This window comes from Mycobacterium sp. NGS15, assembly GCF_059813245.1.
Map to the genome: position 1 here is coordinate 423516 of NZ_JCALEF010000006.1, position 24465 is coordinate 447980.

Annotated in this window: 29 protein-coding genes; 1 reads left to right on the forward strand and 28 read right to left on the reverse strand. The window is 64.1% G+C overall.

What is annotated here, in order from left to right:
- Nucleotides 1–375 carry a hypothetical protein gene (locus AC5Y5C_RS19725; protein ID WP_499975533.1) on the forward strand — a complete coding sequence of 125 codons (375 nt, stop codon included), beginning with the start codon at nucleotides 1–3 and terminating at the stop codon, nucleotides 373–375.
- Nucleotides 376–400: 25 nt separating this feature from the next.
- On the opposite strand, the gene AC5Y5C_RS19730 is transcribed toward AC5Y5C_RS19725, so the two are convergent.
- From AC5Y5C_RS19730 to AC5Y5C_RS19865, 28 genes are all read right to left on the reverse strand, one after another.
- A complete protein-coding gene (locus AC5Y5C_RS19730) occupies nucleotides 401–877 on the reverse strand; it encodes a hypothetical protein (RefSeq protein ID WP_499975536.1) in 477 nt (158 codons plus the stop codon).
- 167 nt (nucleotides 878–1044) lie between these two features.
- Nucleotides 1045–1389 (reverse strand): putative phage holin, encoded by a 345-nt coding sequence (locus tag AC5Y5C_RS19735; protein ID WP_499975538.1) that lies wholly within the window; start codon nucleotides 1387–1389, stop codon nucleotides 1045–1047.
- A complete protein-coding gene (locus tag AC5Y5C_RS19740; RefSeq protein WP_074367056.1) occupies nucleotides 1386–1574 on the reverse strand; it encodes a DUF7620 family protein in 189 nt (62 codons plus the stop codon). The genes AC5Y5C_RS19735 and AC5Y5C_RS19740 overlap by 4 nt, the downstream gene beginning before the upstream one ends.
- Entirely contained in the window at nucleotides 1571–1819 is a 249-nt protein-coding gene (locus tag AC5Y5C_RS19745) for a hypothetical protein (protein ID WP_499975541.1), read from the reverse strand. Before AC5Y5C_RS19745 ends, AC5Y5C_RS19740 begins: the two co-directional genes overlap by 4 nt.
- Before the next feature lie 201 nt (nucleotides 1820–2020).
- Complete coding sequence (locus tag AC5Y5C_RS19750) at nucleotides 2021–2989, reverse strand: alpha/beta hydrolase family protein (protein ID WP_499975543.1); 969 nt, start codon at nucleotides 2987–2989, stop codon at nucleotides 2021–2023.
- A complete protein-coding gene (locus tag AC5Y5C_RS19755; RefSeq protein ID WP_499975546.1) occupies nucleotides 2986–3441 on the reverse strand; it encodes a hypothetical protein in 456 nt (151 codons plus the stop codon). Before AC5Y5C_RS19755 ends, AC5Y5C_RS19750 begins: the two co-directional genes overlap by 4 nt.
- Before the next feature lie 2 nt (nucleotides 3442–3443).
- On the reverse strand, nucleotides 3444–4730 hold the full coding sequence (locus AC5Y5C_RS19760; RefSeq protein ID WP_499975547.1) for a chitinase: 1287 nt from the start codon (nucleotides 4728–4730) through the stop codon (nucleotides 3444–3446).
- Entirely contained in the window at nucleotides 4730–4873 is a 144-nt protein-coding gene (locus AC5Y5C_RS19765) for a hypothetical protein (protein ID WP_499975548.1), read from the reverse strand. The genes AC5Y5C_RS19760 and AC5Y5C_RS19765 overlap by 1 nt, the downstream gene beginning before the upstream one ends.
- A 2-nt stretch (nucleotides 4874–4875) precedes the next feature.
- A complete protein-coding gene (locus AC5Y5C_RS19770) occupies nucleotides 4876–5241 on the reverse strand; it encodes a hypothetical protein (RefSeq protein WP_499975550.1) in 366 nt (121 codons plus the stop codon).
- Between the two features lie 9 nt (nucleotides 5242–5250).
- Nucleotides 5251–6306, reverse strand: coding sequence for a glycine-rich domain-containing protein (locus AC5Y5C_RS19775; RefSeq protein WP_499975551.1), 1056 nt, complete (start codon nucleotides 6304–6306; stop codon nucleotides 5251–5253).
- Nucleotides 6307–6510 (reverse strand): hypothetical protein, encoded by a 204-nt coding sequence (locus tag AC5Y5C_RS19780; RefSeq protein WP_499975554.1) that lies wholly within the window; start codon nucleotides 6508–6510, stop codon nucleotides 6307–6309.
- A 9-nt stretch (nucleotides 6511–6519) separates the two neighbouring features.
- Entirely contained in the window at nucleotides 6520–9201 is a 2682-nt protein-coding gene (locus tag AC5Y5C_RS19785; protein ID WP_499975556.1) for a hypothetical protein, read from the reverse strand.
- Nucleotides 9198–9605, reverse strand: a complete 408-nt coding sequence (locus AC5Y5C_RS19790; RefSeq protein ID WP_499975558.1) for a hypothetical protein — start codon at nucleotides 9603–9605, stop codon at nucleotides 9198–9200. The genes AC5Y5C_RS19785 and AC5Y5C_RS19790 overlap by 4 nt, the downstream gene beginning before the upstream one ends.
- Entirely contained in the window at nucleotides 9598–10572 is a 975-nt protein-coding gene (locus AC5Y5C_RS19795) for an LtfC-like domain-containing protein (protein ID WP_499975560.1), read from the reverse strand. Before AC5Y5C_RS19795 ends, AC5Y5C_RS19790 begins: the two co-directional genes overlap by 8 nt.
- A 39-nt stretch (nucleotides 10573–10611) precedes the next feature.
- On the reverse strand, nucleotides 10612–12327 hold the full coding sequence (locus tag AC5Y5C_RS19800; RefSeq protein ID WP_499975562.1) for a Gp37-like protein: 1716 nt from the start codon (nucleotides 12325–12327) through the stop codon (nucleotides 10612–10614).
- The gene (locus tag AC5Y5C_RS19805) at nucleotides 12324–13274 is read right to left on the reverse strand and encodes a hypothetical protein (protein ID WP_499975563.1); all 951 of its coding nucleotides are present in this window, start codon (nucleotides 13272–13274) and stop codon (nucleotides 12324–12326) included. The genes AC5Y5C_RS19800 and AC5Y5C_RS19805 overlap by 4 nt, the downstream gene beginning before the upstream one ends.
- The gene (locus AC5Y5C_RS19810) at nucleotides 13271–18226 is read right to left on the reverse strand and encodes a hypothetical protein (protein ID WP_499975564.1); all 4956 of its coding nucleotides are present in this window, start codon (nucleotides 18224–18226) and stop codon (nucleotides 13271–13273) included. Before AC5Y5C_RS19810 ends, AC5Y5C_RS19805 begins: the two co-directional genes overlap by 4 nt.
- A gap of 3 nt (nucleotides 18227–18229) precedes the next feature.
- Nucleotides 18230–18592, reverse strand: coding sequence for a hypothetical protein (locus AC5Y5C_RS19815; RefSeq protein ID WP_499975566.1), 363 nt, complete (start codon nucleotides 18590–18592; stop codon nucleotides 18230–18232).
- Nucleotides 18593–18648: 56 nt separating this feature from the next.
- Nucleotides 18649–19137: a hypothetical protein gene (locus AC5Y5C_RS19820; RefSeq protein ID WP_499975569.1), complete on the reverse strand. Its 489-nt coding sequence runs from the start codon at nucleotides 19135–19137 to the stop codon at nucleotides 18649–18651.
- 76 nt (nucleotides 19138–19213) lie between these two features.
- Nucleotides 19214–20140, reverse strand: a complete 927-nt coding sequence (locus tag AC5Y5C_RS19825) for an Ig-like domain-containing protein (RefSeq protein ID WP_499975571.1) — start codon at nucleotides 20138–20140, stop codon at nucleotides 19214–19216.
- Nucleotides 20141–20157: 17 nt separating this feature from the next.
- Nucleotides 20158–20634 carry a phage tail termination protein gene (locus tag AC5Y5C_RS19830; RefSeq protein WP_499975574.1) on the reverse strand — a complete coding sequence of 159 codons (477 nt, stop codon included), beginning with the start codon at nucleotides 20632–20634 and terminating at the stop codon, nucleotides 20158–20160.
- Nucleotides 20628–21014, reverse strand: coding sequence for a hypothetical protein (locus AC5Y5C_RS19835; protein WP_499975576.1), 387 nt, complete (start codon nucleotides 21012–21014; stop codon nucleotides 20628–20630). Before AC5Y5C_RS19835 ends, AC5Y5C_RS19830 begins: the two co-directional genes overlap by 7 nt.
- Before the next feature lies 1 nt (nucleotide 21015).
- Entirely contained in the window at nucleotides 21016–21339 is a 324-nt protein-coding gene (locus AC5Y5C_RS19840) for a hypothetical protein (protein ID WP_499975578.1), read from the reverse strand.
- A complete protein-coding gene (locus tag AC5Y5C_RS19845) occupies nucleotides 21330–21758 on the reverse strand; it encodes a hypothetical protein (protein ID WP_499975580.1) in 429 nt (142 codons plus the stop codon). Before AC5Y5C_RS19845 ends, AC5Y5C_RS19840 begins: the two co-directional genes overlap by 10 nt.
- Nucleotides 21758–22213, reverse strand: coding sequence for a hypothetical protein (locus tag AC5Y5C_RS19850; RefSeq protein WP_499975581.1), 456 nt, complete (start codon nucleotides 22211–22213; stop codon nucleotides 21758–21760). The genes AC5Y5C_RS19845 and AC5Y5C_RS19850 overlap by 1 nt, the downstream gene beginning before the upstream one ends.
- Nucleotides 22213–23271 carry a major capsid protein gene (locus tag AC5Y5C_RS19855; protein WP_499975584.1) on the reverse strand — a complete coding sequence of 353 codons (1059 nt, stop codon included), beginning with the start codon at nucleotides 23269–23271 and terminating at the stop codon, nucleotides 22213–22215. Before AC5Y5C_RS19855 ends, AC5Y5C_RS19850 begins: the two co-directional genes overlap by 1 nt.
- 14 nt (nucleotides 23272–23285) lie before the next feature.
- The gene (locus tag AC5Y5C_RS19860) at nucleotides 23286–23699 is read right to left on the reverse strand and encodes a head decoration protein (RefSeq protein ID WP_499975586.1); all 414 of its coding nucleotides are present in this window, start codon (nucleotides 23697–23699) and stop codon (nucleotides 23286–23288) included.
- Nucleotides 23700–23711: 12 nt separating this feature from the next.
- Nucleotides 23712–24425, reverse strand: coding sequence for a hypothetical protein (locus AC5Y5C_RS19865; protein WP_499975587.1), 714 nt, complete (start codon nucleotides 24423–24425; stop codon nucleotides 23712–23714).
- Between the last annotated feature and the right edge of the window lie 40 nt (nucleotides 24426–24465).

Consider the following 24465-nt stretch of genomic DNA (forward strand, 5'->3'; position numbering starts at 1 on the left):
TTGGCAGATCTTTCGGGTCTTCCCGATGACATCGTGTACGTGCTGCGCAACGGGAAATTGCCACCGGGTGTGACCCTGCCTGATGCCGAGGCTGAGCCGGTCGAGGACCCCGATCAGGTGCGTTTCCGGGAGCGCTACCAGGCAATGGTCGCCGAGAAGATCGCGGATTGGCTTGCCGCCGAGGACTATCAGGTTGGCGCCCTGTCTGATTACCGCGGCCAGAGCGTTCCCGCTGATGTGCGCGAGCAGATCGAGGCCGACTGCAACCGCCAAATCCAGCACGAGTGGCACACCTTCCTGCACCAGCGCAACCAACCCGACGACCCCAACGATGACGGCGGCGGCCCTACTTCGTGGATGCAATCCGTCCGGTAGACACCCCACTACGTTTCCCGTTTCCTCAGTCAGGTTGTGCTTCGTACCACTGCTCGGCGGTTCCTAGTTCGCGCACATCAAGGCCCGCTGAGGTTTTCAGTTCGTCCGGTGTGACGAAGTACGCCATCCCAACGGGGTCTCCGTCGTAGAAGTAGTACCAGCGCTGAGCGCATCCACGTTCGGCCGCGATCCTGGCGAAGCGCTCGAGAACACGCTCCAGACTGTCAGGAGCCTTGCCGCCTTCCGCTTCAACATCGCGGACCATGAAGTCTCGCCCGTCCAGCGTGGCGAGTACCTTGCCTTCGACGGTGCGGACGTTGCCGAACTCGACAACGACTCCCGCGTCAGTCATCGCCTCAACCATCCCATTGAGGAGTTCTTCAACCCAGAACTGCGCCTCATCTTCAGGGGCAAAGTCGGCGTTGATAAACACCCCGCGAGCCTCATGGACTGTCTGCCAGTCCGAGGATGCCTGATAGGCCGCGGCTATCTCGTCGGTCATCATCTCCCCTTCGGCGGCTGGTCTTCTGCTGAACACAGTAAACGCCCCGGCTCCCCCAAACGCTGAGGGAACCGGGGGCGCCGTCGACCACGGTGGACCAGTGCCGTGGGACTGTGCCGCGTAACCCTGCGGCGGGCCCGTGCCCGAGGCAGTGCGGGCACGGAGCTCTATCGGTTCTGCAGCCGCACCAGCGCCAACGTCAGCCGAACGAGAGTCACTGCGAGCGCGGCATAGAGCACGTCCCGGATCTCGCCGCGATATGGGTATCCATCGCCCCACCACGTGCCCACCGAGTTCTGGGTCAACACCAGGGATAGCGCAAGTGTGAACGCGACCAGCATGCGGCCGACGTGCCGTGCCCACCATGGCGAACGGGCGAGGTAGAGCAAGGTGAACGCCCACGATGCGCCGGTGGCCACAAGTAGCAGGATGTCGCCTGCAGTCTCGGTGGGAACCCAAATCAACGGTGCCAGCGCGAGCATGGCCGCTGGGACCACAGTTCGGACGATCACGTCGCATACCTCCGTCGCATACTTCGCTCGATCGCCTCGGCGAAGTGGTTGCGTTCCAGTAGTTCGTCGGCGCGAGCCGCCAATGCTTCGGCGTGAGCCCTGTCGGCACGGGCCTCATGGCGGATGACGCGCGCCTGTTCGATTCCGGGATGTTCCGCGCGCTGGCGACGCCGCGGCCACTTCACGACGTCCCCTGACCCAGGGCCTCTACGACCGCCACACCCAGCCGGCTCGATTCGGCGAGCTTGGCGATGGTCACCTTGTCGTCCTTGTGGGCCTCGGTAAGTAGCGCGATCTGCTGATCTTTGACGGCAAGCAATCGGTCAACCTGCGGCTTCGGGACGAGTCTGCCCGTGAACACCAGGATGAAGACGCCACCGAGCAGGATCGCCCATAGGTAGTCATCGGGACTATTCAGCAGTACCGACATCGGGCCCACCTACACGGTCCGGATTGGCGTCGCGCGGACGTTGACGTATCGGGTCTTCATGGCTATGCCTTCCTGTGGATACACAGTTGGTGATGTCAGGGGTAAGTCGTACAGTCGAGACACGCAGCTGAACCCGACCCATGTCCGGTGTAGGCAGCGCCCGGCCCCTCCGCTTGCTCTCTTGCGGAGGGGCCTCTCCGTTCAGGCGGCCCGCAGGTAGTCGATGGCAGGCCCGATGTCGTAGTCGACGTGCGGACCCGTTCCGCTGCCAAAGAACATGCCGGCGTCATAGATCGACTCAACTACCGCCGGTAGACCCTCGATGGGGTTCTCAATCAGTGCCGCAACACGTTTCACCAGCGAGAGTGGGCCGCTAAGCGGCGTCTGCTGCATCACGATGTCGCAAATGGCGCTCTCGTTGTCGCCACGCGCACCCCGCTCCACGTCGGTGTAAAGGTCTCGACCCCACTCGCTATTGGCGCCGTGCGCGAAGTCCAGCCACCAGTCGGGCGTTCCTTCGAGCCGGTCATAGAGGATGCCCCGCCCATCTGGGATCGGCCAGCCGGCGCGCAGGTTGCCGTTGGCCTTGCCGAGTTCACGCATCGGATTACCGTGTGTGACAGCCTTTTTCACCTGGGGAAGTAGATCGTGCAGGATGCCGTTCAGGTCAAGGATGTCGTGCTTGAACACCCATGCGATGACGATGGCGCCCTGGCTATATCCGTCGAGCCAGATGCGATAGCCCGGGTATCGGTTGGCGTAATCGCGCAGCTGGAGGCGCAATTCGATGATGCCCTTGAGGATCGACTTCCACATCGGGAACGGATCGGCCGGGTAGTTCCCGATCGGCTGCCAGCGGCACAGGTCCAGGCAGGCGCGCGCCGTGTCGGCTGGGTATCCGGTCCACATGTCGACGCCGGTGCCCTGCACGGTGAATAGCACCGACATGGCGCCGAGCTTGATCAGGTCATCCTCTGACACGACGCCGGTCTGCGGCTGACCAGTGCGGCGCTGATACTCGCGCTGCACCGCCTGATCATCGAAGCCGTAGTAGCCGTCGGGCCGCAGAAGGCCGCCGTCGGCAGCTTTCGCGTAGGCCTTGAATCGGTCGCGCATCACCAGCTGCCAGCGGCGCACGATCTCGCCGCTGGCACCGACGCCGATGATCACTGAGTGGCCGCCCGGATCACTTCATCGATCAGCGAACCGCCCTGTGCCGGAATACTTGGAACATCGAGCCTGGTCGGGATGGACGCAGGGAGACTGCCTCCGATTGTCTTGCGCACCTCGTCGGCTGCTGCTGCAGCCGCACTGCCGATATCGCTGAGCTTGCCCAGGGCATCGTTGTACATCGAGTTCAGATGGTTGCCAACAGCATCAGCCTGAATGATTGCGTCCGCGAGGCTGGTCGTCACATCCGCCACTGCGGGGGTGCCGTTGGCCTTGATGGGATGGCTGAACAGCGCGCCCGCCGCGACAACACCCGAGCCGATCGCGGTCATCCAGCCTCCGAGGTCGAGAGTGGATAGGTCGCCGCCCTGTGCGACGGTGGCCACTGCGCCGGCGAAGGCGATACCGAACGCGCCGACTGCCTTGAGGACGGTGTTGGTGGTGTACTTCATGATTATGCTCCGTTCTGTGCGATGAAGTGCTGCAGCGCAGCAGGATTGGTGGACTCGATGTCAGTGAGGATCGCCCTGGCGAGCTGGGCGTCCTGGACACGATCGGGGTACTTCTCGGGGTCAGCGCCTGCCACTTCTGCGAGCAGGGCGATGCTTTCGCGGTGGCCGTGCTTGGCGGCCATGGCCACGAATTGCGGGTGCACCAACGCATCTGCGGTCTGGGCGAAGCCGGCGCAGGTGTTGACGTTGCCCTCGCCGAGGTGTCGCAGCGGGGACAGTGAAGGCCGGAATATCCCGGCTATCTGGTTGAGCAGGTTGCGGTCGTCGTCGGTGAACATGTCGTCGTCATCTCCTAAATTGCTGAGTCGGAAGTAGATCTGTTGTGCTTCGGCGAATCGCCCGTCGTAGCGATCGGGGAATTGGCTCACCTGCACGGCCTGCGCCCATCCCCCTGGTGTGCGGGAATTGGAGTTGTAGTCGAAGTCGGTCAGGCCGCGCTGCCCGTCGTGTCCACCGGTGAAGAACAGCCGCGCGGACAGGGTTGGATCCATGGTGTAAGACAGCGGGCCCCAGGCCTGCCGCTGCTGAAACGTCCCGGTTGAGTCGTGGTCGCTGCCCACCTTCTCGTGCGGATAGGCAAGGCTTGCAGGAACATTGCTGTTGGCGTACATCGTGAGGTTGGTCTCGACCAATTCCACAGCGAGCGCTATGCAGATGCCCTTCGGGGTGATTCCGAGGCGCTTCCCCTCGTTCATGGTGGCTAGCGCGTAGCGGTCCTTTGTGGAGAGGGACGCCACGGGATCGGAACCCACCCGGTCCACTATCGGTCCGGGCAGGTAGTGCCAGTCGTTGGCGTAGGTGGTGTCGTACACAGAGCGGGCGCGGTTGCCGGTGACGCAGCCATCAGAGCCGTTGGATTCCATACGGATTCCGTCGACTTCGCACCACATGTGGCTGTTCGCTCCCCCGCCCGGGCCGTGGTGGATGGCGATCTTCACCGCGGCGTTGGCGGGAAAGTCTCGGGGTGAGGCCACGCAGATGGTGTTGAAGATGGTGCCGCGCTGGCCGACTTCGATCGGCCGCCAGCTTTCGGTGGACATGCCATGCCGAGACCAGGCCATCGCGGTACCGTTGACTACAGCGTCGAGCTCATCGATGACCAGGCCTGAGCAGTCTGTGCCGATGCGGAGGTTGAACGGGTTCCAGTTCCCGCCGTACATATAGTCGTTGCCGACGCGGTCGGTGAAGATTCGTTTGGCGAACTCAACATTGGTGCGTGTAGCTGCCATTATTTGGTGTACTTCCGTTCGATACGGGGGTCTATCTCGACCGCGAATGAAGACAGCCATGCCGAGGCATGCCATCCGGCTAGGAACCCAGCAGCAGCGACCGCGGTATAGAACGCGGAGTATTTGAGCAGTTGGGATCGCATGGTTAGTTGTTGCCGTACTTGAGTTTTGGTGTCACATCGACGCTTACGGGGTTGGCGTTCGTGGTGATCGATGCGTCCAGCGGTGCCCCGCCGAGGAAGGTTGATCCGTTCCAGCGACCTTCGTGGGTCGCTGTGGTCGATGCGGGAACTACCAGTGCGCCAGCTGACCCCGCCGCCACGGCCTTACCGGTGTCGCCACCCGATCCCATCGCTGACGCTCCCCATGTCGTGTTGAAACTCGCTGGGGTTGTTGCGATCAGGTTCGCGCCACTGGTGCCGGGGTCGGCGCTGTGCAGTGTGATCTTCTGGCCGCGGCCCGCGCGGTAGTCGTTGATCGCCTTCTTTTCGGCGTCTGTTTCTCCAGCCATGAATCCTCCTTAGGTTTGTCGTGCTCGGAAGCTGGCCTGACCGTTGCCGCCAGGTCCGCCGCGGGTTCGGCTGCCGAAGATCCCGCCATTGCCACCGGCCCCGGCGCCGCCTGGCGCGTTGCCTGCTCCCGCGTTGCCTGTACCGCCCGTGCCGCCGGTGTAGTTGGTTCCCGCGATCGTTGCGCTAGCAGCGGTTTCGCCGTTCTGTGCTGACGCGACGGTTCCGCTACCGCCAGTGCCGGTCAGCGTCGAGTTGTAGCTCGCGGTGGTGTTGGTGCCTGCGTTGGGGCCGCCGTTGTCGCTGTTGGGCGCCTGGGCACCGCCGGTTCCGACAGAGCCGGTGATGGTGCTTAGCGACCACGGGATATCGACACCGCGCTCTAGGGTGACCGTGGCGAGCGCACCCGCCTTGCCGCCCTTGCCTGCTGTGTTGAATGCGCCGTTGCCGGACTGACCGGATGCGCCACCGCCCCACACGGCTACGTCAATGAACCGCGACCATCCCGGGATGTTGTACGAATACGCACCGGTCGCTGTGATGTCTGTGCGGACTGGAGATATCGCAGAGAACGCCGCGGTGGCCGCGTCGATGCCAACGCCGGAGTCCGATGATCCGGCCAGGTGCGCCAGTGGCGCCGCGGTTTCTGTCCCGGCACCGTCTTCGGTTGCCGCCAGGTGCGCCAGGATCGCCGCAGCCTCGCTGGCCACCGCTTCGTCATTGCCGGTGGCGTAGAGCTTGAGCAGCCACGATGCGGACTCGGTGCCGAGGCCAGTCTCGAAACTGGACAGGTGCACGAGTAGTTCGGCAATGTCGGCGCCGGTACCGCTGTCGGACGCCTGCAGGTGCGCGAATAACGCCGCAGTGTCTATTCCCTGCCCGAAATCCAACGGCGAGAGATTTGCGGCTAGCTCGCCGATCTCCTGCCCCATGCCAACGTCACTGGCCGAAACTCGCGGAACCCAATGCCATTTGCCGCCCGACGTGCGCGGCGGCACGACCGGATTTGGTGACCACTTACCGCCCGACCGCCGCGGCGGGATGGTCGGGTTGGGAGACCAGGGCATCTATTCCTCGGCGGAGGGTTCGAGGAACTCGAGGTATTCCTCGGCGGTGCCGTGAACGGTGACGGTGTACGGTCCGGCGAATGTCATCTCGACGCCGCCTTCCGCAAGGTTGCGCATGCTCAGAGTGAGCGGCTTGAACCACACGTTCGAGCCGTCAAGTCCCTTCGCCTTGATAAACCCGTACTTGGCCTGCTCGAAATTCATTTCTCCCCTTTATATTTGGCTTCGATTGAGCAGGGAAAGGGACAGGTAGGTCGCTGTGCCCGCAGAATCGCCGGTGACCTGCCGGGTTGTCGCGTTAGAGCCGAGGACCTGACCGCCGCGTACAACGTCACCGGCATTGAGGTAGATGACGAACGAATCCGACAGCGCCAGCACGGGCACCCGCAAATCAACGCTTCCGTCACTGGAGTTCGATCGCGAGTACTGCTGCGGCAAGCCGAGTTTCGAGACCACAGTTGTGCTGTTGATGAATATCGCCGGACTTGCCGTTCCCGAGCTGTTGGTGGAGCTCGTATCGATGTTCGACTTGGTGGAGACCTTCGCCAGATACCACCCGCTCAAAGACACCGTCATGGTGCCGTTCGGCAGGCTGCATGCGATGTCTGGTGTGGCCGCCTGAACCACGGTGTAGAAACTGTTCGGCAGCACCGTCGTGCCGATCGCAACCGTCACCGCCGCGGTGTTGGTGCGCGCCATCACCGCACCGGACCCCAGATATATGGGATCGATGTAGTCCGACAACGTGATTGAAGCAACGCGCAAGCTGTCATAGGTGACAGTGCCCCGGAAGATCCCGAGGTCATTGGTAACCCTGCGCATGACGAACCCGCCGCCGTAGCGTGTGCTGGTGCCAAACGTCACCGCCGAGGAGGTGACGGACAGAACCGTGTTGCTGTTGATCGTCAGCGTCCACGTTGTGCCCACGTTGTGCACCTCCACCAGGGACCCTTGGCCTAGTGAGCCCGACCAGGTGCCGTCCGGGAATGGTGTGAACGTGATGCTGGCACCCGAGCGGGTGTAGCTGCCGATGGTCGCGCTGCCGTTGTCAATCTTGAGGCACGCACCCGCGGTGTATCCCGAATCCGAATGAAACAGATGGTATTCGGGCACATCGGGCGAACCGCCCTGATCTCCCAGCACGACGGCCAGGCTCTGATCGTCGGTGGTGTACTGCTTGTTGCAGGTAGCGACGTAAGTGCCGTCTGGCTTGGATGCGGCGATACCGGCGTACCCGTTGTTGCCGCGCACTTTCAGATCAGAGCCGGTGAACTCGGCAGGCAACGCTGCCCCGTCGGCGCCACCGAACACGGTGGTGTAGTTCAGGCCACCACCGGCCGAGTTCTGCTGGCCTTGGGACTTGGCCAGTTGCGCGTTAGCCGCTGCCGCAGCGGCAGCCGCCTGGGCGGCTATCTGCGCGGTGAGTGTCGCCTGATTCTGGACCTGCAAGTTGCTCAGCCCTGATCCGATGAGCCCGAGACCATTGCCGATCGCGTCGAGCGCTGCCCCCACTCCACTCACGGCCGACGAGATACTGCCCGTGATTGCCGAGCCCGCCATCTGCCCCGAGCTATTGAGCGCCTGAGTCTTGTTCTGGTTGAGGCCAAACCAGTCCTTTACGCCCTGCACCAGCGAGTTGATCGGGGTCACGATATTGCCGTTGAGAATGTCAAGAATCTGATTGATGACCGTCTGCATGATCGCAAGGCCAGAGACCTGCGCCTGCTGGATCAGGCCAGCGAGTTCCGAGGCAGTGATCTTGCCGTCGGACGTGATCGCCTGGAGGCGGGCCTCGATATTGGCGATCTCGGAATTGGTGACCCCGCCGATAGCATCGACCATCTCGCGCAGATCCTTGACCAGCCCAAGATCCAGAAGGTTCGATGCCCACGCCGATGCATTGGAGAATCGGAACGTTCCGGCAGTCGCTCCGCTGTCGAGGATGAGCAGTTCGGACACGTGCGCCACGCCGGCGGGCACGGGCCACTTCTCGGTTACCGGAACCCATTGCCAGCCATGATCAACCGCGGGTTGCAGCGTGCCGCGGATGACGTCGGCCAGCGGATTGCCTGCCGCGTCAAATGGGGTGAATCCGACCTTGACGGGGTTGGATCCGGCGGTGGCGGTTGCGCCCGTCCACTGCGCGGCCGCGCGAAGATTTAGCGTCTGGCCTTGGAACACCTCGAATGGTTCCGAGCGCATGACCTGCTGAGTGCCGTTGGCTGTGGCGCGGATCGAACCACCCGAGATGAATCCGGGCATCACCGAATCCCAGGACCAATTCGGGTTGCCAGTGACGCTATCGGCGTTCAGGAACTCCCCAGCGCCACCGATCAAGTCCTGTATCACATCGGCTAACCATGAGATGGGAATGACGCCCTTAAAGAACTGTCCAGCAGCCTTGCCGATGGCGGTGAGGATCGATCCTGGGTTCGATAGATCGATACCCTGCAGCGCATTGCGGATGCCCAGTGCCCAGGTGCCGAGGTCCGATTCGTCGCCGTCCTCGACGCCGGTGATCAGCTCAATGAGGTCATCGAATATCGGTACCTTTTTGAGCTCGGCGAGGATGCGTTCGATGTTCTCGTGGGGGTCGGTACTGACCAGCCAGCTTTGTGGATCAATGCCCAATAGACGGGCGGCCAGAGAAGCGATGATCGCCAGGCTGATGGATACCGGCTGGCCCGGTGTCCCCCGCAGCATCAGGCCGCCGAATGCTGCGTCAGAGGCGCCTTTCCATCCCTGCGAGCCCTTGATATCGGCCTTGAGGCGGTCCTCCATCTCCGCCTGTAGACGCTGGGACAGGTCGGCGACGGTCTCTCCGTGCGCGCTATCGCCGGTGATGCCGAATCGCGCGTTGGGGTTGAGCGATCCGGGTCCGCCCGGAGTGGTCACTCAAAGTCCTGCGGCCGCGACTGCGCGATGCGGCTCTCGGTGCTCTTGATCATGTCGGGGAACTGGGCGCGGATCTCGGCGATCAGGAGCTGCTTGTCCTTCTCGGTCTTGGCGGCCTCCATCTTGTCGGCCAACTCGGCCAGGCTGGGTTGCACCTGGCCCATGCTGCGCAGCAGCGCGATGGGGTCTGTGGTGGTCGCTGCCTTGCTCACGAGTCGGGAAGGTGCGTGGTTGCCCCAGTTCGATGGACCCTCGGTTTCCAGGGTTTTCGTGGCCAGCTCTGGGTGGATCCGCACGCCGAGGCTGTAGAGGCCTGCCGCGACCGGGCCGCGCGCCGGCGGGGCCAGGAACCACAGCGCCTTGGCCAGCTGCTCGCACTGCTGGGCCTGCTCCAGGTCAGGCATTGTCCAACGCCTCCCATCCGGTGATCTGCGGTCCGCTGACGTTGACGATGACCAGATCTCCTCCGTCCCAGACGAACCCCGCATAGCGATAGCCGGGGCCGTGCGGCACGAGATCTGCGGTGTCGACCCAGGGCTCAACCAGCGGTGTGGTGTCGGTGCCCTTGCGCACCAGGAGCGTCTTGGTGAGGTTGGAGTACTCGATCCAGTAGTCGTTGCCGTTGGCCACGGTGTGGCTCACCGCGGCGCCCTGGTAGGTCATCTGGGTGGGTGAGGATCCGACCGCGAGGTGAACCTTGTTGTTGCTCGTGATGATCGGGTCGGACTCGAACTGAACAGCCAGGTAGCTGGTGAACCATTTATCGGCGCACACCACCACCGAGGTCTTGCCCGCATTGGGATTGAGCAGCCGGACATGGATTTTCACCGAGTCCGAGCCGAACGGCTCGTAGTAGCGCATCGCGGCCTTGCCCTGGGAGAAGAACGCGACGTCGGGCCCGACCCCGTTGGGTAGCGACTGCGCGGAGTTGTCCCAGACCTTGACCCGGCCGTATATCGGTTCCCACACCGATCGCAGTCCCAGTGTCGGAAAGTAGTCCTGGAACTTGCGTGGTGTCGTGGCAATGGTGCTCGCGGGAGCGTCGAAGAACTGGGCTTCCTTGCGGATCACCTTGCCGTGCCGGATCATCACCGGGCCCTGCGTGGTGTCCAGGAAGATCTCGAAGTTGGCGCCCGCGGGGATCGGGTCCATGACCGCGGGGGCGGCCGTGAAGTTGATCATCTCGGCGGTGACCGTGCCGTCGACGGTAAGCAGTAGACCGCCGGCGGTGTCGTAGAAGACGGCCCGGGCGGTGGCGTCGTCGGGCCAGGGCATGTTCCATTCGGCCACCAGTGGCGGTGACCAGTCCCAGGGCTGGGGCTTCCAGATACTTCCGCGCGAGAGCACGAGCGCGGTTGCCAGGTTCTGCATTTAATCTCTCACCTCAATTATTTAGTCCTGCTGTGTTTTTCACGAGACGAGATGGAAGCCGATGTCGGCGATACGGTCGAGTGCGTTCTTGAGCATTTGGGAGAACCGCTCCCCTGTGCTCAGTGAGGCCTTGTTCTGGCCGCACTTCATGAGGAACTCGCTCTTGCCGGTGTCGTCGCCCGAGAGGATCTGTTCCTCAATCTGGTTGATGAACATCATGTCGATGCCGAGGCGCTGCAGTGCGCCGGCGCTGGAGGCGACGCGGTCCTTCATCTGGCAGTGCACGCCGGGCAGGACCCAGGTGGATTCATCGATGACCATGGTGTGGCTGGTCTCGGCGTCGGTGGCCTTGAACAGGCCGCGCATCGCGGCCACTGCTGCCAGGCTCCACGCGTTCTGTTCGGCGCCGGAGTTGTACACCTCGAACAGGTGCGCCCAGCCGAGATTGGTGGCGCGGCTGGTGTTCTTCCATTCGTCCCAGGCCAAGATGGTGCCGACCAGGAACGGCATGATGACATCGCTGGCGATGTCGCCCAGGGAGTCGAAGCCACCGAGAAAGAAGAAACCGATGAGGTTGCCTGTGGCCTCGATCAGGAGTTTGACGATCGCGTCCGCGGTGGGGTTGTCGCCGCCGACCACGCCGCTGACCGCGGTGGCCGGTGAATGGGTGACCACCGATTGCAGGTCGTTCCACCAGGAGTCGCGGATGGCCAGGGCCGGTGCGGTGGCGAAGTTGCCGAGGAATCCGGACTGCCAGTACTCGTCGGGGTAGAGGGTTTCGTCGTCGCTGACCTGTTCGAAGCTGTCCTCGATGAAGCCCGAGCCCCACTGGATGACCGAGCGCGCCAGCCCGCCGGCGGCGGTGCCGTTCATGAATGTGCCACCCGGGAGGGCGAATCCGGAGCGGTTGAAGACCTCGAAGACCAGTGCACCGTTGGCCACGGGCTGACCGAACATGTCGGTGCCCATCTCGCCCTCGGCGGTGAAGTAGCGGCGGTAGTCCAGGCACAGCTGCCCGTCATCGAGCCCCGCGGCGATCACCGAGTCGATGGTGTTCATCCGGTAGGCGATGACGTTCCACAGCGATGAATCGGTGAGGAACGGCTTGCATTTGATGTGTACCTGCCAGTTGCGGCAGTCCAGCGGTTGGGTCCAGCCCTCGATGCTCCAGGGGTCATCTGGCAGGTGGTAGATCGGTGCTTGGTTACGAATGAGATTGAGCAGGAACACTGTTGAGATGGACCAGACCCCGGGGGCATATATGAATCCATCCCTGGGGAACTGAAAAAGTGGGATCGGTAGGGCCGGATTCGGTGGCGCCAAAATGAACTGGGGGTACTGCATGTCGTCGTTGAAGAACGCCGAGATGTAGTCGACACCGTTTCGGGTCTCGACCTTCCAGTGGTGCATGAAGCCGGTCCAGCGCCACTTGCCGCCGAACTTGTCGACCCGGATGATGATGTTCTTGCACTCGTTCGGGTTGTTCGGCACCGAGGCAATGAATTTGGCGATGTAATGGCTCGCCCGCAGCTCGAAATAGCCTGAGGCTGAGACGTTGCCCTTCTTGGGGAACTGGTACTTAGTCGGCTCCATGATGTGCACGCGGCCCACGAAGATCAGGCCGGGCTTGCCTGTGGGGTCGTTCTTGTAGATCGTGACCTCGGTCTGCGCGCGCTGCAGGGCCTTGCGGTCGGACCTGATCTGCGTGCACGTAGCGCGCGACTGCGATAGCCGCGCGGCCAGGGCTGTGCTCACACAACCCTCGGTGTACTGAACGGCTCGTCGTACCAGCGCGGCAACGTCAGCTCCACACGTGCGCCCTCAGGGTTGGTGACATTGGCGCGCACGATGCAGCCAGGGTTGTCGCTGCCCTCACCTTCAGAGGAACCCGCCCCCGGTGCGATCGGATACTCGAAGTCCTTGCCCGCGTTGCGGCCCGCGAATTGGGTCTCCAGGCTGGTGACGAAGGTCTCCAGGTCAGGTCGGGTGAAGATCTGCAAGTCCTCGGCGTTCATCAGCTGCGCCAGCGGCATGGTCTTGCCGAGGTCGGCGATACCGCGCCCGTAGGCCTGGCTGCCGAACGAGTAGTCCGGCAGCTGGTACTTGGCCCCTCCCGTCAGGTCCCATTGCGGCCAGACGTCCACGGGGCACGGGTTGTAGAACGGCAGCTTGAACCAGTAGTTACCGGGAGTGTCGGTTTCCCAGGCGAACCGCTCAGAAGCCCCAACATAGAACGGCAGCTCGCAGGCGGTGGTCATCACGACCGATCCGTAGGTGAACAGCTTGGGGTCCTTACCCTCAAAGCTCTGTGCGGTGAACGGCTTCGGGGAGTCCAGGTTGCGGATGCCCAGGCGGCGTTCACCATCGAACGAGGTGTAGAGGATCCTGGCCTCCAGCGCCGGGGAGAACATCGCCTTCCACCGCGAATAGATCAGATGCCACAGGTCATCGCTCTGATCGATCATCGTCCCGGTCTCGGGGTTCATGATGTGCACGGTCCACACCACGTCGCGGCGCTTGGGCTTCCAGGACTGGAAGAACTGGCCGAATCCGTAACTACCCCAGTTGGTCTGGATCGGCATGTCATACAGGCCGGTCGATCCCGGAGCCAGCTCGGGCCCCCAGGAGAACCCGGGCGGCGAGATCCGGCAGAAGTCGCCGTTGACGCCGATCACATCGATGATGTCGGTTTGGCGCCTCATGGCTTATTCGCCAATTGTGCTTGTGCGTTCACTTTTTCCTTGAGCTCCAACTGATCCATCGCCGAGCGCAGCTCGTAGTTCCCCGAGACGTGGTAGCTCGGGGCGTACGTGGGTGCGGTAATGGGTGCGTTCTGCACCGGGCGCAGCAGCTCCCCGTAGGCGCGGTCGGTGGTGCCGTTGGAACCGGGCACCGAGCCGACAAGCAGCGAGGAGCCGACATTGGCCACGTTTTTCGCGATCTTGCCGCCCTGCTGAATCAGGCCTGAGACCATCTGACCGGCCATAGCACCGGCCCCGCCCATCCCCATGCCGCCGCCAGCACCAGATAGCGCTGAGGACGCGAGGTTTCCGAGAGTGGAGGCCGTCGATGTGATCGCCGTATCGATGGCCTGCAGATTGTGGTTCAGGCTCGATGGCGCGGCGCCGACAACACCGGGGGCGAACGTGGGCTGCGACTGCGCCGGCACCTGCTCGGGCTGCCCCTCGGTCGGAGATTGCGGACTCGTCGGCGACTGCGGCGCCGCGGATGGCGGGGACGACGCGGGCTTCTGTGTCGGGTTGTACGGCTGGATGCCACCACCGGCGATACCGCCACTGCTGATACCGCCCTGGGCTCCGCCCATGGGTGGCTGCGGCGGCGTCGGACGCGACGAACTCACCATGTCGATCGCCTTGGACGCGGTGCTCCACTGCTGAGCGTTGAGCACCGGCTCCGGGGCGCTGGTCTTGTTCATCACCATCGACAGCCCCGGCTGCAGCCAGCCACCAATGTCGTACAAGCCGGGTACCGACCCCTTGGTGTCCGAGGAAACGGGCAGGTGCCATTGCAGCGCGAAGTCGGCGGCCCCCTTGGCCGCTCCGCCGTACTGGGTGGCATCGGCCGCGCCCCCAGACTCGACCTTGATGCCGTTGGGCAGCGTCAGGGCCATGTGCGAGTTGGGGCCGCCCCCGCCGCGCATCACACCGATGTTCAGCTCGCCGGCCTTGTATCCGGGCAGGAATCCCATGGCGGAGAAGTCGGATTCGGTGGTGAAGTAGCGCTGCCCCTGCGGCAATCCCTTGGATGCGGCGTAAACCGCTGATGCGATGCCCGAGCAGTCATAGCCACCGGGGCCGCCCTCGTATTGCTGCGCTCCGGTACCGCCATAGACGTACTTCTGGCCGACCGCGTGCTGCTGGGCGTACTGGATCGCGCGCATTGCTGCCGGGCTGAACGTGCCATCGGCGCCCGGGACCGGTTGCCCGGTTGCCGAGGGCAACTGGGGCGCTCCGCTATTGGCAGCATCGATCACCGCCGCCACGCCGGCATCGGCTTGTCCCCCGCTGCCGCTGAACTTGTCCAGATAGAACTGGGCGCTCTTCTGCGCTGCCTGGTTGTAGGGGTTGTTCTGCGACAGGATGGAGTTGTCCAGCCCCAGGCCGCCCAGGATGCCGGTCTGCAACAGGATTGAGGCGCCCTTGAAGGCGATGTTTTGCGGCTGGATCTTGTCCGGCGCGCCCGCGAACGGGTTCCAGGTGGACATGTCCTGGCCGGGCTTGGGCAGCCAGGGCATCCAGGATTCGAGTGTGGGTGCGGTGAAACCACCAGTGGGAATGGATAATCCGAGACCAGGGATCTGGACGCTCTGCGCGCCCTTGCCGCCACCGAGGTTCCCGAGCGCCCCCGTGACAGTGTTGATCGGGCCCGAAATGCCATTGACCGCTGTTCCGACCGCCGACAGCAGTCCACCGCCTGTGGGAGCGGGCGCGATCGGCGCCACGGGTGCCGCACCCGGAGGCGGGCCCTGCACGATCGGATTGCCCTCCGGGTCAACGTATCCGCCCTGGTCGTACTTCGGCAGCAGTGTCGGGTCCACGATGCCCGCGTTGAGGGCATGCAGGAACGGTGCGGGCACGTTCGCGGTGCCGCGCTCGCTGACGACGAACTCCTTCTTGTGCACTTCGGCGACATGCCCGCCACTGGGACCGGTACCGGTATGGCCGGGTGTGAAGCCGCCCTTCTCGAATGTCAGGCGGCGAGCATCCTCCGGTGAGAGCCGGTAGGTCCACTTGTCCTGGTTCGGTGGAACACCTTGTGTGGCTTGCGATTGCTCACTCAGACCCATTCCAGCGTTCGGTGGGATGGTGGAGACGATCGTCGTGGTCGTGCCATCGGAGTTGACCACGGCGCCCGGGAACTGGCTCGTGAACTCGGGCTTGAGGCGCGGCTGCGGCGTGGCGGCAGCCTGGGAGGACTGCGCCTTACTGACCGCTCCCCCAGCCCCGCTGCGCTCGAAGTTGAGTCGCTGGCCGAGTAGGGATGCCAGGAAGGTCGGGTCGGCTTGGCCAAGATTCTCCACCTGGCTCTGCAGCGTGCCGAGCTGGATGATGTTCTGGCCCAGCTCCTTTGCATTGGTGACCTTCTCGAGTGCTTCCGGCACGCCCAGCCAGGCATCAACGATGGTGTTTTCGTCAATCCCCTGCAGCTTGCCTTGGCCGAGTGTGAGGCCCTGGCTCTTGATGAAGTCCTGCACGGCGGGGCGCACCTTGTCGCGAATCGGGCCCATGACCTGGTCGTACTGTGTGTTGCCGCCGGGCAGCGCCGCGGTGATGACGTCGCGCTGATCCGGCCCGCCGATGCCGAGCAGCTTGGCGGCATTAAGGGCGTCGCCACCGAGCCCCTTACCGGGTCCACCCTGGGCGCTCTGGAACTTATCCGCCAAAGCCTTTCGGGTAGCCGTTCCGGTGAGGTTGGTGACCGTCTCCAGGGTGCCGATCAGGCTCTTGGCCTCTTCGTTGACGGCCTTGATGTGATCGGCGGCGTTGTCCATGTCCTGGGTGATGCGGGTGACGAACTGCGCCACGAGCGGTATGCCGGCGGTCACGAGCAGCGATAGTGGGCCGCCTGCGGCCGAGATTCCGGCGAGCGCCTTGGAGAAGCGCCGCGCGCCGCCGCGCTCACTGCCGGCGGCATCGAACTTCTTGTCCACCGCATCCATGCCGCGGGTGATGTTGTCGCGAGTGCCCGAGAATCCGGTACCGACCTCGGTGATGCCGCGCGAGAGTGCGCCAAGGGCGTTGGTGACGCCACCGACCAGCGGCGGAACGGTCTTCCAGATCAGGAACGCCAGCGCGATGTCTTTGACCAGCTGAGGGTGCTCGCCCAAGATCGCAGTGATCGGGCGCAGCACACCGAGCACTACCCCGGCGCCTTCCTGCGCGCCGGACACGACGCCCGAGATCATCCCGGGCAGGTCCCGCAGGATGGGTGCCCATTTGTCGAGCTCGGCGCGGGCATCTGCGAAGAATTTGCGCAGCTGGTCCTGGCCCTTGGTGGAGTTCAGGAACTCCGATAGCCGTTTGGAGTTCTGCTCCAGGGTTCCCAGAAGTCCGCCGCCGCCAGCGGCTTTCGTCAGTGCGGCGAAGATGCCGCCGACGTTGAGCACGGTGTTGCCCATGCTGGTGAAGCCGTCGATGCCCTCATCGATCCACTTCGCGAGCCGGCCGTCCTTGTCGGCCTCGGTAATGAAGTTGTCGATGCGTTCGGCGACCTTGCCGATGCCATCGGCGATGCGGGGCAGGGCGTCTGAGGAGCCTGCGGTCAGGATCCCGATCGAGTGCACGATCGGATCGATCGCGGCGGTGAATCGCTTCTGCGCCTCGCCGGTGTTCCCAAGTAACCGGTCGAGAAGTCCCTGGGATTGTTCAGAACCCAGCGAGCGCAGCAGCTGGGCGAAATTCTGGTTGATGCCCGTGGCCACGTTGGTGAGCCCGCGGTCCAGGATCGGCAGGTCGTTGTCGACTAGCGTCTTGATCTCGTCGGACAGGCCGGCGAACAGTGCCTGCTGCACGTCGGTGCGCAGACCGCGGAACTGCTCACGCATACCGACGAGCGTCTTGACGAACTCGGCGGCGTTGGGCGCCAGGTTGTTCAGGGCCGCGGCGGCCGCCACGGTCGATGCGATGGAGGCGGCCTGGGCCTGCTGGGTGCCCTGGTGTGCGCGCACCAGGCGCTCCTGGGCGTCGACCACGAGGTCGGAGTTCTCGACGCCCTTGGTGTTGGCGTCGTTGGTCTTGTCCTGCAGCTCGGCGTTACGGGCGCGGGTCTCCATGACGCGCTGGTCGGCCTCGACCACCCGCAGCTGGGCTTCCTGATAGTCCAGGGCATCTTTGTACTGTCCGGACTGCAGGTCGCGGCGTGCCCGCTGCGCGGACAGGACGGCCTGCGCCTCGCTGATCCGGCCGCCACGCAGCTCGAGGTTCAGGTCTTGGAGCTGCTGGCGGGCGTCCTTGCGTGCTTGTGCGACATCGCGTTGCGCGCGCGCCTCGTCGTAGACGGCGTTGCGCAGCGCGTTGGCTGCCGCGGTGGCCTGTTGGGACTGCTGGGCGCCGTCGGCGCCGAACTTGCCTGCGGCATCAGCGGCCGCGGTGTAGGCGTCTTTGACACCCGAGAGCCCGAGCACCAGTGTGCCGACCGAGGCGCCGACGCCACCGAGAATGCCGGGCACCGCTAGGCCCGATTGGGCGACCTGCTGCAGAGCGCCGGCCAGCGACACCAGGCCCGTGGCGGCCGAGGGCAACAGGGACAGGCCCGCTGCCCCGGCGTTCCAGGCGAACGCAGAGCCCAGGGACCCGTGGGTGACGCTGCGGCGCAGCTCCTCAATCTCCCGGCGGGCACCGCGGGTGTCGGCGTCCACGCGTACGGTGACGCGGTTGGCCTCCTGCTCGGCGCGGAAGCGCCGCATATCGGCTTGGGCCTGCCCCAGGCTGGCATCCACCCCGACCCTGATGGCGCCCCGCTCCTGGGTGTCCCGGAACCGCTCGATGTCGGCGCGCGCCTGCGCGGTGGCCGCGTTGACGTTGACCGTGAACTCGGCGCGGATCTTGCGCATGTCCGCTTCGAGCTTGGCCTTGAACTCAGAGGCGTCAGGAGCGACGCGGAGTTTGGCCTCACCTGCCGAGTACTCGGTCACCTATCAGCTCACCTCCTCATCCCCATAGCCCAGCGCGGCGTCCATGCGCCTGTTGCTGTATTCCTTCTTGCGTTCGGCGACCTCGTCCATCGGCGTCTTCGGGCCCTCCAGACGGGGCAAGCCATGGACGCGACGTAAGTCGTTGCGTAGAGCCGAAATTTCCGATACCAGCGCGGTACGCCCCTCCAGCTGGGGGCGGTACGGCTCGGTAGAGATACGGGCTTGCTCGTACTGCGCCTGGAACTTGGCCAGGTGGCGGGGGTCTTTGAGCTGCGCTGCCCGCAGATAGGTGCCCTCTTCGTTGGCGAACTTCGTGCAGATGTTGCCGAACTGCCGCCAGGACTTGAGGCCACGGAAGTAATCCATGGCATCCCAACAAATTCCGGCGAAATCCTTCTCGATTGCGTCCCAGTACCAGTCGACTAGCTCAAGGACGCGGGCTCTAAAGGGGCTGCCTCCGAGTTGGGGTCATGCCCGCATGTCGCGCAGATGCCGTTGCTCTCAGGCTCCTTGGGCCACATCCGGGCTTTGTAGTCGGTGACGAAGGCGTTCCAGTGCTCGTTGCTCTGGCCGGTGAAGAACTCCTGCACGTCGTTGTACTTGCCGTTGAAGAACGCGTCGTTGTAGTCCTCGACGGCCTTCTCAGACATCTCCCGGACCTGCTCGAAGTACTCCTTGGTGTAGTCGGCGGCGTTTCCCAGCATGGTTTGCGTCATCGCGTTGGCCACAGCCATCCGGTATTGGGCATCGTTGAGCTTGTCGGCCATGGGCTTTGAGGGCGGGTCGATGATGAGCCCATCGGCGATCTCGTAGGGCGTGGGTGCTTCGACTTCCTGAATCAGCTCCAGGTAGCGCCCGGATGCGGCTCTGGTCCTTGCCGCCGCACGGGCTTGGGTTTTCTTCTGTGCCATTTCTGCTGCCTTTCAGATATGCCAAAGGCCACCCACCCCAACCGCTTTCGGTGGAGGTGGGTGGCCTTGAGGTGGGTTAGGAGACGGTGGCCGCGCAGGTGGCGGTGAAGCCGCCGTAGCTGGCCGAGACGTTGGCCGACCCGGCGGACACGGCGGTGATCTTGCCCAGGGCGTCCACGGTCGCCTTGGCGATGGCATCGGAGTTGAAGGTGGCCAACGCCGTGCGGTCCAGCCCGTTGGAGTCCAGGACCGCCAGCTGCTTGGTGTGGTTGGCTCCGGCGGTCACGGTCAGGTTCGCGGTCGCCGGGGTCACGGTGATGCCGGTGATCGGCGGGTACAGCCCACCGGAGTCGGTGGCGGCCATCAGATCCTTGAAGCCCTCGCCGCACATACCGAAGATGACCGGCAGGCCGACGATCGGATCGGACTGGAAGTTCAGGCCGACGCCGTGGGTGATGACGTTGCCGTCTTCGTGGGCGTTGATGTCGTCGCGATCACCGACATTGGCCTTGTTGCAGATCCAGTACATCCAGACGTCCTTGCCGTTGAACGAATCCCAGGCAAGCAGCACCGTGCGCCACAGAATGTTGGCGGGCAGCTCGGGGATGCCGATCGTGATTCCGCCCTTGGCCGACGGCGCCGAGACGGCGTCGGGCAGGAAGCCCCACGCGTTCTGCAGGTTGATGAGCTTCATCTCCTGCGGGGTGTAGGTGATGCCCTTCTTGGCATCGGTGGGCAGCTGGCGCGTGGGCGAGCCCTTGCCCGCCGACATCACATCGCTGATGTTGGGCTTGTTGGACAGCTTGACGCCGGCTTTCTTCTCGTAGTTGCCGACCGTGGCGTATCGAGAGCCGTTGCCGATCTTGGCCAGGTCGATACCACCGGTGGCGATATCTTCGAGGGAGGTCAGCGGCGGGGTGCCGACGTACGGCGCCAGTAGAACCCGGCTGTCGCAACCGGCAAGTTCCAGGTCGGACTGACCTAGCTGGAAGTTGATGGACATGGTGATTACCTTTCGGTTTAGAGGCCGAGGGCCTGTCGGTAATTCGGAAGACCCTTCGGCTTCCAGGTGTGGAGTACGAAGGTCGCAGGGACGAGACGTTCGTCCCTGATGGGTTCCGGGATGGACTGCGGGCCAACAATTTCGCCCTCACAGCCCAGTTTGTGTGGGGTTCCCGGAACGATCGCGACCGCGTCCAGGAAGGACTCGAGTACGCCGCTGCGGACGAACTCGATGAGCTCATAGGAGCTGTCGCGAGACTTGGTGAGGGCGGCGAACTGCACTACGGGTTCGTCGCGCTTCTCGTCTGTGTTGATGCGCCCACCGATGCGGCGCACACGCAGGAATGCCACGCCGGCCTGGATCTGCTCCAGGGCGTTCGAGGGAAGCCAGTAGGTGACGTTGGTGTCGGAAAGCTGGGGCTGCAGAAGAGAGTCGGTGAGCAGCTTCTCGACGTCGGGGTAACCGCCCTTCCACCACGACGGGAAACTCACCACTGATGCAGCTCCGCGAGTACCCAGTTGAGATCGTGCGCACCGGGATGCTCATCGATCGGGGCCTCACCGGCCAGCCGGGCCGCATCGTTCTGGCCGTGCTGCTCTTCGGTGCCGAACTCGTGCGAAGGGCTGTAGTCGGCGGTCCCGCGTGGGCCTTGGCCGCCGACGATCAGGTCGGCGACGAGCCGGTCTTCCTTGATGCCGCCGCGGTGTACCGAGGTGCGCGCGGTGGCCGCCAGTGCGCCGCTGCGTTTGGCGACCTTGGCCTGGTAGAGCATCTGGGCGGTATGGATGACCGTCTCCAGGCTTCGGCGCATCTCGGTGCCGTTCAGGGCGTTGGTGATTGCCGGGTTGGGGGCGGGGTCGAGCTTGATTTCCATGTCAGCCTCCCCTGCGGATCTTGTACCGGGTCCAGCCGAAGTCGGCGCCGGTCAGGCAGTGATTGCGGTTGCCCGTCGGGGCGCCGACAACACCGAAGATCCCCTCGGGCAGGGGAACTTCGTCGCCGACCGTTAGGTCACTGCTGCGGCGTACGCGCAGAATCCCGTTCTGCACAAACCGTTTTCCCTGCGAGTCCGCGAACACCTGCGGCTCTTCCAGGAATGCCACAACGTCAATCGCGGGCAGAGGGCTTCTGGTGTTGTTCGCCTCATCGACCACCCGGGTGGGGATGACCGTCTGGTAGTCGGTGATGTTCAGCGACATTGCGCCGACCACGGGGGTGGGGCCACCGAGATGGTGCCGAAACGCGGGCGCTTGGTCTTGAGCCTGACTGAATCGAGTTCGTCGTCAGTGAAGGCGATCTTGCCGCGGTAGGTGTCCCGCGAGTAGGACCGCGACATGCTGTCCTGCTCCATGGTCTGGGATACCTGACTGGCACCATCCGGGTTGCGGTACAGCTCCAGTACCTTGTCGGCTACAAGGCGTTTGACCTGGCGTAGTCGATCCGCGACGATCTCGGCGACCGGCACGCGCAGCGACGGGACTCGGGCCATGAGTTCGGCCTCGACGTCTTCGATGCGCAGCTGGACCCAGCCCTCCCGGTCCGAGGGGAATATCTTCTCGAACCGGGAGGTGACGTCGTCCACCGAGGCGAACTTCGCCGGGGCCACGGGATCGTCCATCAGAGGGCGATGCCCGCCTCGCGGCAAGCCTCGATGATCTGATCGCGTCTCCACTCTTCCAGGACGGTGACACCCTGAGCGGTGGCGTACTGCGCCCAGGCATCACGGCCGGACCCGGTACCGGCCTGCGGCGGTGGTTCGGCTGCAGCGTTGGGGGCGGAGGGTTGTCCCCCGCCCTGTCCTGCGTCCGGGCCATCCACGACGGGGCCCGGCTCGACCGGTGCGGCAGGTTGTCCGCCATCTGGGCCTGTCGGGGCGACCGGCGCCGAGGGCTGCACATTGTCGGGGCCACCTTCGTCCGGGTCGCTCCCGGCATCCTGTGGATCACCAACCAGCGCGAGCGGATTGGTGACAAGATCGGCCACCCACCCGGGCACCTTCTGTCCCGGCAGGAACGAATGGAAGTTGCCCTTCGCGTCCTGCAGATGCAGGGCGTAGTCTCCGACGACTGCCATCACAGCACCGTCGCGACCAGGATCTTGCGCGGATCGGCCAGCACCGGCAGCACCACGCCGTCTACGAACGTGGTCTTGCGGAACGGGGGCTGCTCCTCGCGGACCAGGATGCCGATCAGGCCCGCGGCGACCTGGACCTGAACGTTGTTGGCGCTCAGCTCAAGAGAGGTGGTCGGGGTGCCCCACGCGGTGAAACCGAGCGAGCCCAGATCACCCGGCAGGAATGCCAGCTTGTTGGTGGCGAACGCCGGAGTAGTCACACCGTCCACGTCGAAGCTGGAGGCGTAGATCGATCCGCCCGGCTGCCCGTCGAGAGGGACGATGAACGGCGGGATGCCGAAACCGCCCAAGAAGGCGTTGATCTCGTTGATCGACACCCAGGTGGCGCCGGTGTTGGCGCCCTTGATCGCGTTGATCAGCTGGGTGTTCTGCATGAGGTGCTGAATCACCGCGGTGGAGGTCTTGAACTGCCCGTGCGGGGAGCCGTTGACGCCCGAGTAGACACCAGTCCAGGCGATCAGGTCGCTCAGCGGTGTCGAGGTGGCGTGGTTGGACCACAGGGTCGCCGGCGTGACCAGCTGGCCGGCGGGGATGCCGTAGTCGACCTGCTGTTGAACGCCATTCTCGTTGATGGTGAGCACACCATCGGTCAGGACGTCGCCCCAGGCGAGCTCGACGCGGTTCTGCGCGTAGCGCGTCAGGTTCTCCAGGTCGTTGTAGATCGCGTCGACCAGGACGCTCTGAATGGTGCCGCCGTAGCGGGCCATTTCGATCTGACGCCGTTCGTACTCGCCGACCGAGAGCTGGCCACCCAAGGGCAGCATGCGGACGCGCTTCTCAGATCCGGTGTCGCGCGGTGCGATCCAGAACGAGCCGTCCCAGTTTCGGAACTTGGCGGCACGGTTCGTCTTCGTGATGGTCGCGAAGTCGATCTCGTCGGTGGCGTACTCCTTGGAGGGCATCATCTGCGTGAACTGGTTGTTCGACGGCAGTGGAACGTTCTGGACGAACGCGATGGTGTCCTCAAGCGGCAGTGGGCCGTCTAGGAAAAGGGCCATTGGTCAGTCTCCTGTCAGGCTTCGTAGCGGATGGTGGGTGTGTCGGCCTTGCCGTTCGCGTCGACCGAGCCCTTGCCGGTCTGGAACGGCAGCTTGGCCACCGAGACGGCGCCGCAGACAACAGCTCCGGTTCCGACCTTGGTCGCAATCGACCCGTTCGGGCGGACCGCGCGCACATCGGCGTAGGTGAAGCCGTAGAGGACTTCACTTCCGTCCGATGCCGCGTTGTCGTAGGGGGCGAACAGCCCACCGGCAGTGAGCTTTCCGATCGCGGTGCCCGACGGAATGTATCCGTTGGGGAAATGAGTGCCCTGGGTGAACTTCGAGATATCGAGGGTCACGTTGGGCTTGTAGTCGGGCTCATCCAAGAGCCACTGACGATTACCGACCTGGTAATTCGTCGTCTGCATCGAGATGTCGGTAGACATGTCTCACCTTCCTTAGGTTTTGGAGGGGAACCGCTTTTCGGCGGCGGCCCGTCCGGCTGCTCCGGGCGTATCTGTGGATTGATGCCCGGTGTTGAATTGGCCCCAGGACCGCTGCTGTCGCTGTTCCTGCTTCTGGCCGAAGATGGCGGTGAGTTTCCCCATCACCTTGGATTCGTCAATCTCGCCGTTCTCCCCGATGAACTTGCTGGGGTCGACACTGTCCAACCACTCGTTGAGCTGCTCTCCGGAAAGCACCTGCGATGCCGCGGATTTGAGCTGACTCGCCAGGAGTTTGGGCTTCCAGTCCGCCTCGGTGGCCGCGCGTGCTTCGGCGGCCGCCTTGTCGGTGGCCTCCTTGAGCGCGAGCTCACTGGCGTCCATTTGCGCTTTCTCCAGCTCGGTGTTGCGCTGCTGCAACTGCTGGATCTGCTCGGGGGTTAGGCCAAGTGCGTTGAACGCCTCGGCTTTGCCCTCGTGCTTGCGCGAGTGGTGCTTCCAGTACGCAGCCTGCTGCGCGTCGGTCATTTGGCTGACTGGCGTGCTCTCCGGGAACCCCTTGTCGGAGCCGCCTTGCGAACCGTTTTGGCCAGACTGGGCGCCGCCCTCTGCACCGCCTTCTCCATCGCCGTCTTCGGAGCCGCCCATGACGGGCCACACCGGACCACGGCTGGTGAAGCCGATTGCTTGTACGTGAGTGAATGGATGGATCGGTAGATCGGACAACATGACTCCCCATGTCGGGAATTGGAACCCATGACGGGTCGAC